Source organism: Streptomyces pseudoechinosporeus (assembly GCF_054783935.1).
Map to the genome: position 1 here is coordinate 33,176 of NZ_BAAGPS010000043.1, position 16,613 is coordinate 49,788.

Sequence of the window (16,613 nt, forward strand, 5' to 3'; positions counted from 1 at the left end):
TTCTCCGAGACAGCACCTAAGCGACGGGCATACGACGCACCGGCCCACGGCCCCTCCCGCCGGTGGGCAGCTGCGGGTAGTTGGGGGTGCGGAGGCGGCGGCGAGTACTCCCCCTGGGCGGCAGACCCGGACCAGTTCGGTGGCGGTCCGGCCCGGGGCGGGTGCGAACATCGCGCCGAAGTCGGCGGCCGACATCTCCCTGACCGTGCTCGGCCCGGAGACCTACGGCCTGCTGGTGACCGGCCGCGGCTGGTCACCAGCACAGTGGCAGCGGACACGCTCGCGCGCCAACTCCTGCCATGAGCGGGGGCGTTGGCTACTTGAGCCCGGATGTGGAGATGCCCGAGACGAAGCCGCGCTGCATGATGAGGAAGAGCGCGAGCACGGGCACGACGTACATCACGGCGCCGGCGGCGACGAGGTTGGACATCTGAGCACCGTGTTCGTTGACGTAGCCGGTGGCGAGCTTGACGGTGAGTGTGGTGCGGTCGGAGTCCAGCAGCAGGGCGGGGGCGACGTAATCGCCCCAGCTCCAACTGAAGGAGATGATCAGGCTGGCGGCGATGACCGGCCAGGACTGCGGCAGGAAGATGCGCCAGAAGATGCGCACGCTTCCGCAGCCGTCGACGATCGCGGCCTCCTCCAGTTCCTTGGGCATGTTGGAGAAGAACTGCCGGAACAGGAAGATGAGGAAGGGGGCGCCGGCCAGGCCCCACAGCACCCACGGCATGTAGGTGTTCAGCAGGTTGATCTTGGCGAACAGCAGATAGGTGGGGATGAGGGTGATGATCTGCGGCAGCATCATCGTCGACATCAGTACGCCGAAGATCACCCGCTTTCCCGGCGCGTCCAGCCGGGCGAAGCCGTATCCGGCCCAGGCCGAGGCGAGCGTGATCAGCACCGAGTAGATGGTGGCGATCGTCAGGGAGTTGCGGGCGTACGCGAAGTACTGGAAGTGGGTCAGAGCGTCCTTGAAGTTTTCCAGGCTCGGGTCGTGCGGCCACCAGTGGATGGGCATGGCGCGCAGCTCGGACGAGTCCTTCAGCGCGGTGATCACCAGCCAGCCGAAGGGGCTGAGGAAGAGGACGAGGACCGCCACCAGGACCATGTAGACGGCGCTGCGCCGGGCGAACACCATCACTTGCCTCCGATCGTGCGGGGCTTGTTCTTCGCCGGCTCCGGTTCCACGGAGTAGAAGACAGCGCCCTTGCTCAGCTTGAAGAGGAGGAAGGTGACGGCCATGATGATCACGAAGAGCACCCACAGCATGGCGGAGGCGTAGCCGTAACGTCCGTTGGCGAAGTACTCGGCGAAGACGTTGATCATGAAGAAGTAGTTGCTCTCGGGAACGTTCCCCACCCCCGCGGGGGTGGGATCGAGCGCGATCAGCAGCGGTGCGAAGCTCTGCAGCGCCGCGATGACCCCGGTGATGACCTGGAAGAACAGCACCGGAGAGAGCAGTGGCAGGGTGATGCGGGTGAAGGACTGCCAGGGGCTGGCCCCGTCCACTCGGGCCGCCTCGTGCACCTCTTTGGGTATGTCCTGGAGTCCCGCCAGCGAGATGATCATGACGTTGCCCGCGGCCCACATCGTCAGCATGATCAACACGTAGCGGGCGTACGGATCCACCAGCCAGGTCACCCCGTTGACGCCGAGGGAGTCCAGGGCGCCGTTGGCCGCCCCCGAGTCACGGTCGAAGATCAGCTTGAAGACGAGGGCCGCACCGACCGGCGGGACGACGGCGGGCAGGTACAGCAGGGTGCGGAACAGGCCGCGGGCCTTGATCGGCCGGTTCACCAGCACCGCCATGATCAGCCCCGCCAGGATCGTCAGCGGCACCGTGATCGCGGTGAACAGCCCGGTACGGGCCAGCGAGGAGATCGTCTCCGGGTTGGTGAAGACCTCCCGGTAGTTGTCCAGGCCGACGAAGCGGGAGTTGTCGGAGAGCCCGTCGGAGTTGGTGAAGCTCAGCCACAGGGCGTACCCGAGCGGGTAGGCCGTCAGGGCCAGGAAGCCCAGCATCCAGGGGCCGGCGAACAGGTAGAAGTCCCAGGCCCTGCGTGCCCTGAGTGAGCGCCGCCCGCGCGCCGGGCGTGGGGCCGGCCCCGAGGACGGGGACGGCACGCGCGGCCCGGCGGCCTGACCGGTGAGCTGACCGGTGCTCACCTTACGAGCTCCTTGCCCTTGGCGATCTGCTCGTTCATACGCGAGTTCAGCTCATCGGCGACCTTCCCCGCCGAGGTGCCGGACTTGACCGCGCCCGGCAGCACCTTGTTGACGACACCGTCCAGGGCGGCCCGCTGTACGTACGGGGTGAAGGTCAGCGTCGAGAAGTGTTCGAGTTCCTGCGTCTGCACCTCGAACGCCTGCTTCTGGTACGGCTTGCCCTGTGGCATCCGCGAGCGCAGCGACTTCAGAGCCGGGATGCCCCAGCCGCTGCTCGCCCGGTCCTGGGCGGGCTTGCCGCCGAAGTACCACTCGAAGAACGTCCAGGCCGCGTCCTTGTTCTTGGCGTCCTTGGGGATCCAGCAGCCGGTGGCGCCGAAGCAGGGGCTGATGCGGTTGCCGCCCATCTGGGGCGCGGGCGCCAGGCGCGACACCGCGGCGACCTTGGCGTCGCCGCCGATCACCCCGCCGAACCAGTAGCCGGTGCAGGTCATCGCCATCCGCCCGGCCTGGTAGGGGGGCCAGTCCCAGCCGTCCGGGTTGGGGTTGGCGACGCTCGGGCCGATGTCGGCCCGTGCGTACTCCAGGTGCCACTTCAGCGCCTCCAGCGCTTCGGGCGAGGAGAAGTCGACCGAGGCCAGGTCCTCGGCGAACAGACTGCCGCCGGCCGACGCGGTCATCCCCATGACCTGGGAGAAGACGCCCAGTCCGGTGGCGTTCAGCCCGTACACCTTCACCTTGCCGAGCCTGCGCTTGACCAGCCGCTTGCCCAGGTCCAGCCACTCGTCGTAGGAGAGCGGCTCGGTCTCGCTGGGGTGGTCCAGCTTCGCGGCGTCGAACATGTCGGTGCGGTACCAGAACATCTGGTCCTGCGAGTAGTCCTTGGTCATGCCGTAGCGGGGGCCCGCGCCCTGCTTGGTGCCGTCGAAGCGCCAGACGTCGTTGACCGGGTCGAGGTCGGACGGCTTGAGCGCCGTGCTCTTGGCGAAGTACGGGTCCAGGTCGGTCATCAGCCCGCGTGCGGCGAAGTACGAGGTCTCCGACGCACCCCAGCCCACCACCACGTCCGGCGGGGTCTTCGCGGCCAGCATGGCGTTGAGCTTGGAGTTGTCCTGGACGATGAGCCTGACCTTCATCCCCAGCGCCTTTTCGGCGGCCTTGACGTCGAATTCGTTTTCCACGGCCATGACGGTGAGCGTCGTCTTGCTCTTTTTGCCGCCGGAGCCGCCGGAGTCATCGCCGTCGTCGACCGAGGCGGCGCAACCGGGCAGGGCTGCCGCGGTGAGCGCGGCGCCGGCGGAGGCGGCGAGGAAGCGGCGCCGTCCGAGAGAACCTGTGGTGGGAACGGACACGTTGGTGGGCCTTTCGTGCGGGTGGTTGCAGCGGGGGGGCGGAACGCCGGGCTGATCCACGGTGGAAAGGGAGTGGAAAAGGGGGATGAAGCGCAGGGCTCGCTCGGCTCAAGTGACCTGTGTGGGCACGCCGAAGCTCGGCTGGTCGTGGCCGGCCAGGAGCGTTTGTATCGATAAAAGAGTGCGGCGCCGCGAAGGGCGCGTGAAAGGGGTGCGGGAGTGGGTCGGCTCGCCCTGGGCTGTGTCCTGTCGCGCATCAACCGGCTCTTCGGCTGTGGCCGTTATGCCGCCGATGCCCGTCTCGGGAAACCGGTTGCGTAAAACTTCGGCGGACATTAGGTGGCGGCGCCAGAAGGTGTCAAGGGGTCTGACAAACCGGCCTGCAACGCCCACACGCCGCGCCGCCCGGCCCGCATGACACCGCGGCGCCCTGACGGCCAAACAGTTCCCGCACGTCTCTTGACACGTTCACGAGAAGGCGGTTTTTATCGATACAAACCTGCCGAGCCACCCACCCCTGGAGTACCTCCGTGGCCAACGCCACCGCGATCATCAACCTCGACCTCGAGGGCCCGAAGATCAGCCGCCACCTCTACGGCCACTTCGCCGAGCACCTCGGCCGCTGCATCTACGGCGGCTTCTGGGTCGGGGAGGGCTCGCCGATCCCCAACGAGGGCGGTATCCGCCTTGACGTCGTCGAGGCCCTGCGCGCCCTGAACATCCCCAACCTGCGCTGGCCCGGCGGCTGTTTCGCCGACGAGTACCACTGGAAGGACGGCATCGGCCCCCGGGACCAGCGACCCCGCATGGTCAACACCCACTGGGGCAACGTCGAGGAGAACAACCACTTCGGCACCCACGAGTTCATGGCCCTGTGCGAACTGCTCGGCACCGAGCCGTACATCAACGGCAACGTGGGCAGCGGCACCGTCCAGGAGATGAGCGAGTGGGTCGAGTACCTGACCCGCGACGGCGACAGTCCCATGGTGCGGCTGCGCAAGGCCAACGGCCGCGACGAGCCCTGGAGTGTGAAGTTCTGGGGCATCGGCAACGAGACCTGGGGCTGCGGCGGCAACATGCGCGCCGAGTACTCCGCCGACCTGGCCCGCCAGTACTCCACGTACTGCCGCGACCACGGCGACAACAAGCTCTACCGCATCGCCTCGGGCGCGGCCGACGACGACTACAAGTGGACCCGGACGCTGATGGAGCAGATCAACTGCTTCGGCTGTGAGGCCACTCCGCGCACCTTCTACCAGGGGATATCCGTCCACTATTACACGATGGCCGGTGTCTGGGACGCGAAGGGCAGCGCCACCGTCTTCGACACGGACGACTACTACCGGACGATGGTCTCCGCCCGGAAGATCGACCGCATCCTCACCGGTCACTCCACCGTCATGGACATCTACGACCCCGGCCGGAAGGTCGGTCTGGTCCTGGACGAGTGGGGCACCTGGTGGGACGTCGAGCCGGGCACCAACCCAGGCTTCCTGTTCCAGCAGAACACCATGCGTGACGCGCTGGTGGCCGGCACGCACTTCGACATCTTCCACAAGCATGCCGAGCGCCTGTACATGGCCAACATCGCGCAGACCGTCAACGTTCTGCAGGCGATGGTCCTCACCGACGGCGACTCGCTGGTCCTCACCCCGACCTACCACGTGTTCGAGATGAACAAGGGGCACCAGGACGCCGCCTCGCTCGCCGTGCACCTGCGCACGGAGGGCGCCCGTCGCACCGTGGGGGACGCCGAGCTGGACACCCTCTCCGCCTCGGCCAGCGTCAAGGACGGAACGGTACTCATCTCGCTGTCCAACCTCGACGCCGAGGAGTCCGCCGAGGTGACGCTCGACCTGCGCGGCCGCTCCATCGGTGAACCGGTCGCCCGCCTCCTGACGGCCGACCGGCTCCAGGACCACAACAGCGCGGAGGCACCGGGAGCGGTCAGCCCGCGCCCCTTCGACGAGTTGAAGGTCACCGAGCAGGGCCTGAGCCTGACGCTGCCGCCCCACTCGTTCCTCACCATTCAGGCCCCGCTGGCCTGACGGCCGCCAACCCAGGAGTTGTCAGAGCGATGGAAACCGAGACGGTCGTCGAGGTGGACGCGGCGGCACCCGGCACCGCCATCTCACCCGATCTGTTCGGGGTGTTCTTCGAGGACCTCAACCACGCGGCGGACGGCGGTCTTTACGCCGAGCTGGTGCAGAACCGGTCCTTCGAGTACACCCCCGACCACCGGCCGGAATGGCACGCCCTCACCGCCTGGGAGCTGCTGGAGAGGGACGGCGCCGCAGGGTCGGTCGCGGTGTCCGTCGAAGCGCCGCTGCACCCGGCCAACCCGCACTACGCAGTGCTGCGTACCACCACTGCCGGTGCGGACGGACGCGGGGCGGCGCTGCGCAACGAGGGCTTCGACGGGGTCGCCGTAAGGGAGGGCGAACGCTACGACGTCAGCCTCTTCGCCCGCCTGGCGGACGGCACCGCGGACCGTCTGGTGGTGCAGATCGAGAGCCGGGACGGCAGCCGGGTGTACGGCCGGGCGGAGCTGGGTCCGGTCCACGGGTCCTGGCAGCGGCACTCAGCGGTGATCACGTGTGAGGCGACGGACCCGGACGCCAGGTTCACCGTGATCGCGGGCGGGGTCGGCACCGTACATCTGGACCTGGTCTCGCTCTTTCCACAGAGCACCTTCCGCGACCGGCCAGGCGGCCTGCGCGCCGACCTGGCGCAGGTGATCGCGGACCTGAAACCCAAGTTCGTACGTTTCCCGGGGGGTTGCCTCGCGCACGGTCTTGGGCTCGGCAACATGTACCGCTGGCCCGAGACCATCGGGCCGTTGCACGAGCGTCGGCAGCAGCGCAATCTGTGGGGCTACCACCAGTCGATGGGCCTGGGCTACTACGAGTACTTCCAGTTCTGCGAGGACATCGGCGCCAAGCCCCTGCCCGTCGTACCGGCCGGCGTCTGCTGTCAGAACACCGAGCCGACCGGCCAGGTCGGCATCCCTGAGGAGGAGATGCCCGCCTACATCGCCGAGGTGCTGGCCCTGGTGGAGTGGGCCAACGGCCCCGCCGACTCCCCCTGGGGTTCCCTGCGCGCCGCTGCCGGGCACCCCGAGCCGTTCGGCCTCGAGTACCTGGGGGTCGGCAACGAGGACACCATCACCGACACCTTCCGCGACCGCTTCTCCCGTATCCACGACGTGCTGCGTGAACACCACCCGGAGATCACGGTCGTCGGCACGGTCGGCCCCTCCCCCACCGGCGAGGACTGGGAGAAGGGCTGGGCGTTCGCCCGTGAGAGGAGCGTCCCGGTCGTCGACGAGCACTCGTACAAATCGCCGCGCTGGTTTCTGGAGAACACCCGGCGCTTCGACGGGATGGACCGCGAGGGCCCGCACCTGTACATCGGCGAGTACGCGGCCCGGGACAACGACATGCGCAGCGCCGTCGCCGAGGCGGCCTACATGATCGCCATGGAGCGCAACGGCGACGTCGTCCGGCTGGCCTCGTACGCGCCGCTGCTCGCCAAGCGCGGCCACACCCAGTGGCTGCCCGACCTGGTCTACTTCGACAACACGAACGTCTGGCCCACCCTCAACTACCACGTCCAGCACATGCATTCGGTGAACTCGGGCGACACCGCTCTGCCCGTCGACGTCATCGGAGTGCCCCAGGCTCGCCCCGTCCCGGAGACCGCCCGGCACGGTGTCCACGTCGGTACGGGTCACGACACCCGCGCCGAGTTCACCGAGGCGCGTATCGGCCTCCTGGGCGCAGAGGCGGAACCGACCGCGGATTTCGCCAACTGGGCTGCCGGGTCCGGCAATTGGGAGCCGGAGGGCGACGGCCGTATCCGGCAGACGGCGTACGGAGCGGACGACGCCAGGCTGGTGCTCGCGGAAGCAGCGGCCGGCCCGTCGTACGCCTTCTCCGTGCGGGCCAGGAAGAACGGCGGCGGCGAGGGCTTCACCATCGGCTTCGCCGAGACGTCGCCCGGCAACCGGTACCAGTGGTCGGTCGGCGGCTGGCTCAATCGCGGCATGCGGCTCCAGCGGGTGGACGACGGTGTGGTGCACGACCTCAACGACGCCGTGGCCGGCCCCGTCGAGACCGGCCGCTGGTACGAGTTGCGGGTCGAGGTGGACGGCCGGCGTATCCGCTGCTTCCGCGACGGCGAGCTGATCCACGATCTGGAGGACGCCCCGGCGGCCCCGGAGGTCTTCGCCGTCTCGGCCGTCCGCGACAGCTCGGCCGGTGACGTGATCGTCAAGATCGCCAACTCGACGTCCGAGCCCGTCACCGTGCGGCTCCGGCTGGCCGGCGCGGACGTCGGCACCGGTCTCGTACGGACGTCTCTCGCCGCACCTCCCCACGCGACCAGCCGGTTCGGGCCCGCCCCGGCCTCCCCCGTCGAGGACCGGCTGTCCGGGCCGGTCTGCGACATCCCGCCGTACTCCTTCACCGTCCTGCGCACCCGCCCAGAAGAAGATCAGGAATAGTTCAGCCATGACCCGATCCGCACGTCCGGTTCCCGAACGACGCCTGCGTCCGCCGATGGGCTGGAACAGCTGGGACTGCTACGGCACCACCGTCACCGAGGAAGAGGTCCTCGCCAACGCGACGTTCATGCGGGACCACATGCTCGCGCACGGCTGGGACACCGTGGTCGTGGACATCCAGTGGTACGAGCCCACGGCCCGCGCCCACGGCTACAACGCGGACGCCCCGCTGGTCCTCGACGACCACGGCCGCCAACTGCCCGCGCCGAACCGGTTTCCCTCGGCGGCGGGCGGCGCGGGATTCGGGCCACTGGCCGACCGTGTGCACCAACTCGGCCTGCGTTTCGGCCTGCACATCATGCGCGGCATCCCGCGCCGGGCCGTCGCCGCCCGGCTGCCCGTGGCGGGGACGGAGTGGACCGCCGACGAGATCGCCGACACCAGCTCCGTATGCCCCTGGAACCCGGACAACTACGGCCTGAACCACGACCATCCGGGCGCGCAGGCGTACTACGACTCGCAGGTCGCCCAATTCGCTTCGTGGGGCGTCGACTTCATCAAGGCCGACGACATGCTCTTCCCGTACCACGAGCGGGAGATCTCGGCCTACGCCCTGGCCATCACCCGCAGCGGCCGGCCCATCGAGCTGAGTCTGTCCCCCGGCACCGACGTCTCCGTCGCGCACCTGGACCACCTGCGGGACACGGCCACCATGTGGCGCGTCTGCGACGACCTGTGGGACCGGTGGGAGGACGTGGCGGCCCAGTTCGCGCGCATGGCGCGGTGGGCTCCTTGGCAAAGTGAGCGCGGCTGGGCGGACGCCGACATGCTGCCCCTGGGGCGCATCGGCATCCGGGCCGAGCGGGGCGAGGACCGCGTCAGTGGCCTCAGCCGGGCCGAGCAGATCAGCCTGCTGACGCTGTGGCTGATCTCCCGTTCGCCGCTGATGATGGGCGGCGACCTGCCCACCAGCCCGCCGGAGACGATCGAGCTGCTCACCAACGACGAAGCGCTCGACGTCCTGTGGCACAGCAGGGACAACCGCGAGGTCCTTCACGAGAAGGACCTCGTCCTGTGGACTGCCAGGGACACCGACGGGCGTACGCGCTACGCCGCCGTGTTCTCCCTGGCCGACAACCCGGCGCGGGTCACTGTCCCGCTCGGCTCCGTCGGCGCCCGGCCCGACGACCGTATCCGGGAACTGTGGACCCGCACCGACACCCCGCACGACGGCCAGTGCTTGCGGGCCGAACTCCCCGCCCACGGCGCGGCGCTCTACCGCCTCAGCCCATCCGGCACCAGCACCTGAGCGGGGCGGAGCGCTGCCCGCACGGACCAGGCAGGGCTGAGTGCTGAGATTCAATGATGTCGGTGGCTCCTCAAGGGAGCTCCTCAAGACGGCAGAGCGGGGGCGAACGTGGCAACGATCCAGGACGTGGCCAAGGCGGCCGGAGTCTCGGCGATGACCGTCTCGAACGTCATCAACGACCATCCCAATGTGCGTAAGGCGACGCGGGAGAAGGTCCTCGACGCCATGGCCCGGCTCGACTACCGCGTCAACGTCGCCGCCCGCAATCTGCGCAAGGGCCGCACCGGCACGGTCGGTCTCGCCGTGCCCGAGGTGAACAGCCCCTACTACGCGCAGTTGGCCGCCGCCATCATCGCCGCTGCCGAGCGGTACAGCCTGCGGGTGTGCATCGAGCAGACCGGCGCCTCGAGAGAGAACGAACTGGACGCGCTGTCCCTGTCGCGCAACCGGCTCTACGACGGGCTCATCCTCAGCACGGTCGGCATGGGACCGGCCGACGTCGAACTGCTCAAGGTGGACCACCCGGTGGTCATCCTGGGCGAGCGGATCTTCGGCGGTCCCGTCGACCATGTGGCCATGCCCAACGTCGACGGGGCACAGGCGGCCACCCAGCACCTGATCGAGCGGGGCTGCCGCCGTATCGCGATGGTGCGCGGGCCGGTGGGAGAGGAAGTCGACGTGTCCAGCCTCCGCTTCACGGGCTACCGGAAGGCGCTGCGGAGCGCCGGCCTGCCCGTGGGCCCCGGCCTCGTGCAGAGCATGGAGACGCTCACCATGCGCGCGGGTGCGCGTCGCGCCCGGGAGATGGTGCACAGCGGGCTCGACTTCGACGGCGTGTTCTGCGTGACCGACACCGTGGCCATGGGTGTGCTGCGCGGCCTGGCCGACGCCGGGGTACGGGTGCCGGAGCAGGTGAAGGTGATCGGCTTCGACAACGTCGAGGAGAGCGAGTTCCTCATCCCCTCCCTGTCCACCATCGATCCGGACCACGACACGATGGCGCGACGGGCGGTCGACCTGCTGGCCGGACGGATCGAGCAGACGGAACCCGGGACGGACCGCGAGGAGTTCGTGAGCCACTTCTCCGTGGTCAGCCGGGAGTCGACGGGTGGCTGAACCGGGCGCGTGATCAGCTCCGGTAACATGCTCCGCCCATGACCTGTGGGAATCTTGTGCGAACTGGGGGGATCTTGTGCGAACGAAATCGGCTGCTGTGGTGGCCGCACTGGGCTGCTTAGTGGTGGGCGCCACCGTGGCCGGCTGCTCGGCGGAGGGCTCTTCCGGAGACGAGCCCTCCGCCAAGCAGATGCTTGACGACGCGAACGACGCGATGAAGGCGCTCAAGTCGGTAACCATCGACGGCGACATCACTGCGACCGTCGCCAGCGGCCCGTTCTCCACTCACCTGACGACCGACCTCAAGGGCACGTGTGCGGGCAAAACGACCTGGGACACAGGCGCCAGCTTCGGGCAGATCCGGATCGGCGCAACGGCCTACATCCGCCCGAACCGCACTTTCCTGGAGCGGGAAGGCGAGACCGTGACCGACACCAGGGAGTACGAACGCTGGGTCAAGACCCCCGTCGACCAAGCCGCCACAGGACTCTTGGACTGCACTCAGCCGTTCGCCTCCTTCGGCAAAGCGACGAAGGGCGAACCGACCAAGGTCAACGGCAGCGCGGCAATTTCCCTCGTGGTGACCGACAAGGAGGACAAGGGAGGCACCTACACCTTCTATGTCGCGTCCGAGGGCAAGCCGTACATCCTCAAGGTCGTCTACAAAGGCGCCGACCACAGGAGCACCACCACGTTCAGCGCCTTCGACAAGCCCTTGGATGTACGTGCCCCGGCCAAGGCCGACTTGTTGTACGCGAGCGAGTGAACCGCTCCGGGTCTGGGTGAGGCTCCGACGCCGTCCACTCGGGAAAGGTCAGGTGCTCCAGACGCCCTGCCGGGCAGCGGCCTTGACGTAGTCCGTTCGTCTCCATCCGTTCGGCTACGCTCACCGGCATGGATCCCTCAGGACTGACCAGCGCGGATCCGCTGACGGACCTGCTGAACGGCGTACGGACCAGCGGCGCGGTCTTCAACCAGTCCTCCCCCTCCGGCTCCTGGGCAGCACGCTTCGAGGACGGCTCACCGCTGGCGCTCGCGGTCCTCCTGCGCGGCTCGGTCTGGGTCATGCCTCAGAGCGGTGACCCGGTGCGGCTCGGTCCCGGTGATGTCGCGGTGCTGTCCGGGGGCGCGCCGTATGTGATCGCGGACGATCCGGCGACCGAGCCGGAGGTGGTGATCCGTGCCGGGGGCCGTTGTACGACGCTGCAGGGCGAGGAACTGATCAGCGCGCGGACTCCGGGCGTACAGGCCGGGGACACGGCGGGGCCGGACAGCGCGCTGCTGGTGAACGGCCTGTACACCGTGGTCGGCGGTACACCGGGCCGACTGCTCGCCGCCCTGCCCCCGCTGGCCGTCATCGAGGCGGACGTGGGCCACTGCCCGTTCAGCCTGACGGCCTTCGAAGAGATCACCCGCGAGGAGCCGGGGCAGCAGATCCTGCTCGACCGGGCCCTGGACCTGATGCTGATCACGGCCCTTCGCGCCTGGTTCACCCGCCCCGGCGCCCAGGTCCCCACCTGGTACCGGGCCCACAGCGACCCCGTCGTCGGACCCGCCCTGCGTCTGCTGCACGCCAACCCCGCCCACCCGTGGACACTGCCGGCGCTGGCGGCACAGACCGGCGCGTCCCGGGCGAACCTGGCCCGGCGCTTCGCCGCCCTGGTCGGACAGCCGCCGATGACCTATCTACGGGAACGGCGCCTCGCCCTGGCCGCGGACCTGTTGCGCGAACCCGAGGCTACCCTCGCCGTGGTGGCCGACCGCGTCGGCTTCGCGGGCGCCTTCGCCCTGAGCGCCGCTTTCAAGAGGGAACACGGCGTCAGCCCGAGCGAGTACCGTCTGCGCGAGACCCGCGCGGAGATCTGACGCCCGAGGCGCTCGGCAGCAGCAGCCGGTCCTCCACCGGGGGTTCTTGCCGGGCGGGTTCGCCGTACGTACGACTACGAGTCCGGGCAGGGCAGAGCGGCGCAGGGCCGCAGCCGGTCCTGTTCCGGTCGCGGCCCTGCTGGTGCGAAGGTCGTCAGCGGGTAGTCAGCAGCACGAGTTCGCGGCGGCCGGTTCCTTCGAGCCGGTGTCGGCCGTGGCCGGGTCGGCGCAGCAGGTGCTGCCTTGCTGTTTGGCCAGGATGTCGGCGTCGGCCTTGACGACGTACACCTCCCAGGGTTCCTGGCCGGGGCCGTGGACCCAGACCTTGTCCTGGAGGGCGTAGCAGCAGGTGGTGTCGTTCTCCTCGTCGGTGGCCAGGCCCGCCTCGCTCAGGCGGGCGGTGGCGGCGTGGACCGCCTCGGTGGTGTCGACCTCGACGCCGAGGTGGTCCATGTGGGTTGCCTCGCCCGCCGTGCCTTCGATCAGGACGAGCTTGAGCGGGGGTTCGGCGATGGCGAAGTTGGCGTAGCCGTCACGGAGTTTGGCGGGCTCGGTGCCGAAGAGCCTTGTGTAGAAGGCGACGGACTCGGCGAGGTCGGGGACGCGGAGGGCGAGTTGTACGCGGGACATGGCGAACCTCCTTGAGTGGTACGGGTTTTCAGCAGCCGCCGGAGGCAGTGGCCGGAGCACCGATGCCGATCTGGAGGGTGGTGGGGGCGACGCAACAGCCGCCACCCTCGCTGCCCTGGGCGGCGTCGGGCTCGTCGAACAGGCCCGCGCCGCCGCAGACGCCGGTCTCCGGCAGGGTCAGTTCGACGCGCTCGGCGGCCTCGTGGTCGCCGGCGAGGGCGGCGGTGATGGAGCGGACCTGCTCGTAGCCGGTCATCGCGAGGAACGTGGGCGCACGGCCGTAGGACTTCATGCCGACCAGGTAGACGCCCTGCTCCGAGTGGGAGAGCTCGCGCACGCCGTGCGGGTAGACCGTGCCGCAGGAGTGGACGTTCGGGTCGATCAGCGGGGCGAGCGCGGTCGGGGCCTGGAGGCGTTCGTCGAGGCCGAGGCGGACCTCGGAGAGGAAGGAGAGGTCCGGGCGGAAGCCGGTCAGGACGATGACCTCGTCGACCGGATCGAGGCGACGGCCGTCCTCGGCGACCAGGGCGAGCCGGTCGCTGTCGCGTTCCACCGCCTGCGTACGGAATCCCGTGACCGCGCTGGCGTGTCCGGCCTCGACGGCGGCCTGGGCGCGCAGGCCGAGGGCGCCGCGAGCGGGGAGTTCGTCGGCCTCGCCGCCGCCGTACGTGCTCGCGCTGATGCCCCGTCGCAGGATCCACACCGCGTGCGTCCCCTCCTCCTCCCCGGCCAGGTCGGCGAGGAGTGCGAGGGCGGTGAAGGCGGAGGCACCGGAACCGACGACGGCCGTGCGCCTGCCCGCATAACGGGCGCGTACGGCCGGGTCCTTCAGGTCCGGAACACGGTAGGAGATGCGGTCGGCGGACGCCTTCTCGCCGAGGGCGGGCAGGCCGTTCGCGCCAACGGGGCTCGGGACGGTCCAGGTGCCGGAGGCGTCGATGACGGCGTGGGCGGTGATCCGCTCCTCGTGGCCGTCCGCGGACTGGATGTGCACCGTGAACGGCTGCTCCTCGCGGCCGGAGTCGACGATGCGGTCCCGGCCGGCGCGGGCCACGCCGGTCACCGTGGCGCCGTAGCGGATCTTGTCTCCGAGGACGTCGGCGAGCGGCTGCAGGTACTGCTCGGCCCAGTCACCGCCGGTGGGGTAGGCGGCGCCGTCGGGACGGGTCCAGCCGGTCGGGGCCAGCAGCTTCTCGGCGGCGGGGTCGGTGACTTCGGACCAGGGGGAGAACAGCCGTACGTGCGCCCAGTCGCGGACGGCGGTGCCGGCCGACGGTCCGGCTTCCAGGACCAGCGGTTCGAGGCCGCGCTCGACGAGGTGGGCGGCGGCGGCCAGACCGATCGGGCCGGCTCCGACGACCACGACGGGCAGCTGGTCGGTGGTGGGCACGTTGTTGATGGCTGCGGCCACGAGACTTCCCCTTTGTTTCGACATTCGTCGATGGCTTGCAATGCCAGGATGACACCTGATTCGATAAGCGTCAACATAGACATTCATCGAATCTGAGCGCCGGCCACCGGCCCTCGCCGTACTGGTTCGACGTATGTCAACATAGATGCATGTCGAATACGAAGGTGCTGCCGCTACTCGAACCCGCCCCCGGCGAGGCCGTGGCGCCATGCTGCCCACCGCTCACCGAGCGTCCGTTCACCGCGGACGAGGCCGAGACGGCCTCGCGGATGTTCAAGGCGCTCGGCGACCCCGTGCGGCTGCGGCTGTTCTCGCTGGTCGCCTCGCACGAGGGCGGCGAGGCGTGCGTGTGCGACATCTCCGACGTCGGCGTCTCCCAGCCGACGGTCTCCCACCACCTGAAGAAGCTCAAGGAGGCCGGGCTGCTCACCTCCGAGCGGCGCGGCACCTGGGTCTACTACCGCGTCGAGCCGTCCGTACTGGCCGCGATGGGCAAGCTGCTGACCAGCGGCACGCCGGCCGCGGCCTGACCGCAGCCGGCGACGAGCCCGGACTGGCCGCCGCCGATCACCACCACCTGCGTACTGTGGCTCATTCGGCCGATCGTCCAGGCATGAAGATGAGGGCCACGAGGGCCAACCCGACCACGGCGCCGACGAGTTGCATGCCGAGGAACCCCGGGACCGAGCCGGGCGCGATGCCCGCGAAGGTGTCGGTGAAGGCGCGGCCGATCGTCACCGCGGGGTTGGCGAAGGACGTCGACGAGGTGAACCAGTACGCGGCTCCGATGTAGGAGGCCACAGCCACCGGCGCGAACTGTAGCCGGTTGGCGCGCGCCAGGCCGAAGATCAGCAGGATCAGACCCGCGGTGGCGACGACCTCGCCCAGCAGCAGGTGACCCGCCGAGCGGTCGTGCGTGGACCACTTCACCAGCGGCTCGCCGAACATCGCGTCCGCCAGGATCGCGCCCGCGATGGCGCCCACGATCTGCACGGGCACGTACACCGCCACCTCGCGCGAAGTGACGCCGGCGCCGCCGCGTCGCGCCGTCCACCACTCGGCCAGCGTGACGACCGGGTTGAAGTGCGCGCCGGAGACCGGGCCGAGCAGGAGGATCAGGATGCCGAGGCCGAAGACGGTGGCCGTGGAGTTGGCCAGCAGTTGCAGGCCGACGTCCTGGGTCAGGTCGGTGGCCTGGACGCCGGAGCCGACCACGACCGCCACCAGCAGCGCCGTACCCACGAGTTCGGCGGCGGCCCGGGCCACCAGGGGCGTACGTGGCGGAGTGGCGCCCGGCGCGGGGCCGACGGACTCGGGTTCGGCGGCGGGTGTCGCGGACTCCGTGGCCGGGGCGGCTTCGGCGGGGGTCATGGGCAGGCCCTCTTGTTCTCAGCGGCGGTACGAGCGGACTCGGCCAGGTCGGCGAACTGACCGGCGAGCAGGGCGATGACGTCAGGCTTGAGCCGGTAGTAGGTGAACCGGCCGCAGGGCTCCGTCTCGACGACTCCGGCCTCGCGCAGCACTCTCAGATGGTTGGAGAGGTTGGTCTGCCGGGCACCGGTCTCCTCCACGAGGTGGGTGGTGCACAGCATCTCTTTGGCGAGCAGGGTCACGATCCGGAGCCTGAGCGGGTCGGCCAGCACCCGGATCAGGTCAGTGTCGACTGACGTCATCATGGGCTGATACTGTCACATCAGTGGTGGCTGACACCACCGGGTGCTGATGCCATGCGCGCCTGATGTCGACGTGAGACAAGAGAGACCTCCTGATGTCCGACAAGCCCTCCGTGCTCTTCGTCTGTGTCCACAACGCCGGCCGTTCCCAGATGGCCGCCGCATGGCTGACCCACCTGGCCGGGGACCGTGTCGAGGTCCGCTCCGCCGGCTCCAACCCGGGCGCCCAGGTCAACCCGGCCGCCATCGAGGCCATGCGCGAGGTCGGCATCGACATCTCCGCCGAGGTCCCGAAGATGCTCACGGTGGACGCGGTGAAGGAGTCGGACGTCTGCATCACGATGGGCTGCGGCGACGCCTGCCCCGTCTTCCCCGGCAAGCGGTACCTGGACTGGCAGCTGGAGGACCCGGCGGGCCAGGGCGTCGAGGCCGTCCGCCCGATCCGGGACGAGATCAAGAAGCTCGTCGAGGGCCTGATCGAAGAGATCGCCCCGGAGAAGACGGCATGAGCGGCGACGAGGTACGCGACGTCCGTAACGTGATCATCATCGGCTCCGGGCCCGCCGGCTACACGGCGGCGCTGTAC

The 16,613-nt window shown here is 69.3% G+C and carries 15 protein-coding genes; 8 read left to right on the forward strand and 7 right to left on the reverse strand.

The window, feature by feature from the left end:
- Positions 1-316: 316 nt before the first annotated feature.
- The 3 genes from ACYVO6_RS33160 to ACYVO6_RS33170 are packed head-to-tail and all read right to left on the reverse strand — an operon-like array spanning position 317 to position 3,518.
- Positions 317-1,138, reverse strand: a complete 822-nt coding sequence (locus ACYVO6_RS33160) for a carbohydrate ABC transporter permease (protein WP_461067695.1) — start codon at positions 1,136-1,138, stop codon at positions 317-319.
- Positions 1,138-2,166 carry a carbohydrate ABC transporter permease gene (locus tag ACYVO6_RS33165; protein ID WP_461067697.1) on the reverse strand — a complete coding sequence of 343 codons (1,029 nt, stop codon included), beginning with the start codon at positions 2,164-2,166 and terminating at the stop codon, positions 1,138-1,140. The genes ACYVO6_RS33160 and ACYVO6_RS33165 overlap by 1 nt, the downstream gene beginning before the upstream one ends.
- Positions 2,163-3,518, reverse strand: a complete 1,356-nt coding sequence (locus ACYVO6_RS33170; protein ID WP_461067699.1) for an extracellular solute-binding protein — start codon at positions 3,516-3,518, stop codon at positions 2,163-2,165. The genes ACYVO6_RS33165 and ACYVO6_RS33170 overlap by 4 nt, the downstream gene beginning before the upstream one ends.
- A 530-nt stretch (positions 3,519-4,048) precedes the next feature.
- Here ACYVO6_RS33170 and ACYVO6_RS33175 point away from each other — a divergent pair.
- The 6 genes from ACYVO6_RS33175 (at position 4,049) to ACYVO6_RS33200 (ending at position 12,313) form a co-directional block, all read left to right on the forward strand.
- Positions 4,049-5,566 (forward strand): alpha-N-arabinofuranosidase, encoded by a 1,518-nt coding sequence (locus ACYVO6_RS33175; RefSeq protein ID WP_461067701.1) that lies wholly within the window; start codon positions 4,049-4,051, stop codon positions 5,564-5,566.
- Positions 5,567-5,595: 29 nt separating this feature from the next.
- Positions 5,596-8,022 carry an alpha-L-arabinofuranosidase C-terminal domain-containing protein gene (locus ACYVO6_RS33180; protein WP_461067703.1) on the forward strand — a complete coding sequence of 809 codons (2,427 nt, stop codon included), beginning with the start codon at positions 5,596-5,598 and terminating at the stop codon, positions 8,020-8,022.
- Between the two features lie 7 nt (positions 8,023-8,029).
- Positions 8,030-9,331 carry a glycoside hydrolase family 27 protein gene (locus ACYVO6_RS33185; protein WP_461067705.1) on the forward strand — a complete coding sequence of 434 codons (1,302 nt, stop codon included), beginning with the start codon at positions 8,030-8,032 and terminating at the stop codon, positions 9,329-9,331.
- A gap of 108 nt (positions 9,332-9,439) precedes the next feature.
- Positions 9,440-10,447, forward strand: coding sequence for a LacI family DNA-binding transcriptional regulator (locus ACYVO6_RS33190; protein WP_461067707.1), 1,008 nt, complete (start codon positions 9,440-9,442; stop codon positions 10,445-10,447).
- 76 nt (positions 10,448-10,523) lie between these two features.
- Positions 10,524-11,213 (forward strand): hypothetical protein, encoded by a 690-nt coding sequence (locus tag ACYVO6_RS33195; protein ID WP_461067709.1) that lies wholly within the window; start codon positions 10,524-10,526, stop codon positions 11,211-11,213.
- Between the two features lie 128 nt (positions 11,214-11,341).
- A complete protein-coding gene (locus ACYVO6_RS33200; protein WP_461067711.1) occupies positions 11,342-12,313 on the forward strand; it encodes an AraC family transcriptional regulator in 972 nt (323 codons plus the stop codon).
- Positions 12,314-12,478: 165 nt separating this feature from the next.
- On the opposite strand, the gene ACYVO6_RS33205 is transcribed toward ACYVO6_RS33200, so the two are convergent.
- Both ACYVO6_RS33205 and ACYVO6_RS33210 read right to left on the reverse strand, forming a co-directional pair.
- Positions 12,479-12,943 carry an ArsI/CadI family heavy metal resistance metalloenzyme gene (locus tag ACYVO6_RS33205; RefSeq protein WP_461067713.1) on the reverse strand — a complete coding sequence of 155 codons (465 nt, stop codon included), beginning with the start codon at positions 12,941-12,943 and terminating at the stop codon, positions 12,479-12,481.
- Positions 12,944-12,971: 28 nt separating this feature from the next.
- Positions 12,972-14,354 (reverse strand): FAD-dependent oxidoreductase, encoded by a 1,383-nt coding sequence (locus ACYVO6_RS33210; RefSeq protein WP_461067715.1) that lies wholly within the window; start codon positions 14,352-14,354, stop codon positions 12,972-12,974.
- Positions 14,355-14,503: 149 nt separating this feature from the next.
- Here ACYVO6_RS33210 and ACYVO6_RS33215 point away from each other — a divergent pair, with 149 nt between their 5' ends.
- Positions 14,504-14,884 (forward strand): ArsR/SmtB family transcription factor, encoded by a 381-nt coding sequence (locus ACYVO6_RS33215; protein WP_461067717.1) that lies wholly within the window; start codon positions 14,504-14,506, stop codon positions 14,882-14,884.
- Positions 14,885-14,945: 61 nt separating this feature from the next.
- On the opposite strand, the gene ACYVO6_RS33220 is transcribed toward ACYVO6_RS33215, so the two are convergent.
- Positions 14,946-15,725 (reverse strand): aquaporin, encoded by a 780-nt coding sequence (locus tag ACYVO6_RS33220; protein ID WP_461067719.1) that lies wholly within the window; start codon positions 15,723-15,725, stop codon positions 14,946-14,948.
- On the reverse strand, positions 15,722-16,030 hold the full coding sequence (locus ACYVO6_RS33225; RefSeq protein ID WP_033320119.1) for an ArsR/SmtB family transcription factor: 309 nt from the start codon (positions 16,028-16,030) through the stop codon (positions 15,722-15,724). Before ACYVO6_RS33225 ends, ACYVO6_RS33220 begins: the two co-directional genes overlap by 4 nt.
- A gap of 92 nt (positions 16,031-16,122) precedes the next feature.
- On the opposite strand from ACYVO6_RS33225, the gene ACYVO6_RS33230 reads away from it, so the two are divergent.
- The gene (locus ACYVO6_RS33230; RefSeq protein WP_461067721.1) at positions 16,123-16,536 is read left to right on the forward strand and encodes an arsenate reductase ArsC; all 414 of its coding nucleotides are present in this window, start codon (positions 16,123-16,125) and stop codon (positions 16,534-16,536) included.
- Positions 16,537-16,613 lie beyond the last annotated feature (77 nt).

What these genes read in the sequence shown, in the direction of transcription:
- ACYVO6_RS33200 (WP_461067711.1), top strand. Translation starts at nt 11,342, where the DNA reads ATGGATCCCTCAGGACTGACCAGCGCGGATCCGCTGACGGACCTGCTG.
- ACYVO6_RS33185 (WP_461067705.1), top strand. Translation starts at nt 8,030, where the DNA reads ATGACCCGATCCGCACGTCCGGTTCCCGAACGACGCCTGCGTCCGCCG.
- ACYVO6_RS33205 (WP_461067713.1), bottom strand. Translation starts at nt 12,943, where the DNA reads ATGTCCCGCGTACAACTCGCCCTCCGCGTCCCCGACCTCGCCGAGTCC.
- ACYVO6_RS33180 (WP_461067703.1), top strand. Translation starts at nt 5,596, where the DNA reads ATGGAAACCGAGACGGTCGTCGAGGTGGACGCGGCGGCACCCGGCACC.
- ACYVO6_RS33160 (WP_461067695.1), bottom strand. Translation starts at nt 1,138, where the DNA reads ATGGTGTTCGCCCGGCGCAGCGCCGTCTACATGGTCCTGGTGGCGGTC.
- ACYVO6_RS33215 (WP_461067717.1), top strand. Translation starts at nt 14,504, where the DNA reads ATGTCGAATACGAAGGTGCTGCCGCTACTCGAACCCGCCCCCGGCGAG.
- ACYVO6_RS33230 (WP_461067721.1), top strand. Translation starts at nt 16,123, where the DNA reads ATGTCCGACAAGCCCTCCGTGCTCTTCGTCTGTGTCCACAACGCCGGC.
- ACYVO6_RS33220 (WP_461067719.1), bottom strand. Translation starts at nt 15,725, where the DNA reads ATGACCCCCGCCGAAGCCGCCCCGGCCACGGAGTCCGCGACACCCGCC.
- ACYVO6_RS33225 (WP_033320119.1), bottom strand. Translation starts at nt 16,030, where the DNA reads ATGATGACGTCAGTCGACACTGACCTGATCCGGGTGCTGGCCGACCCG.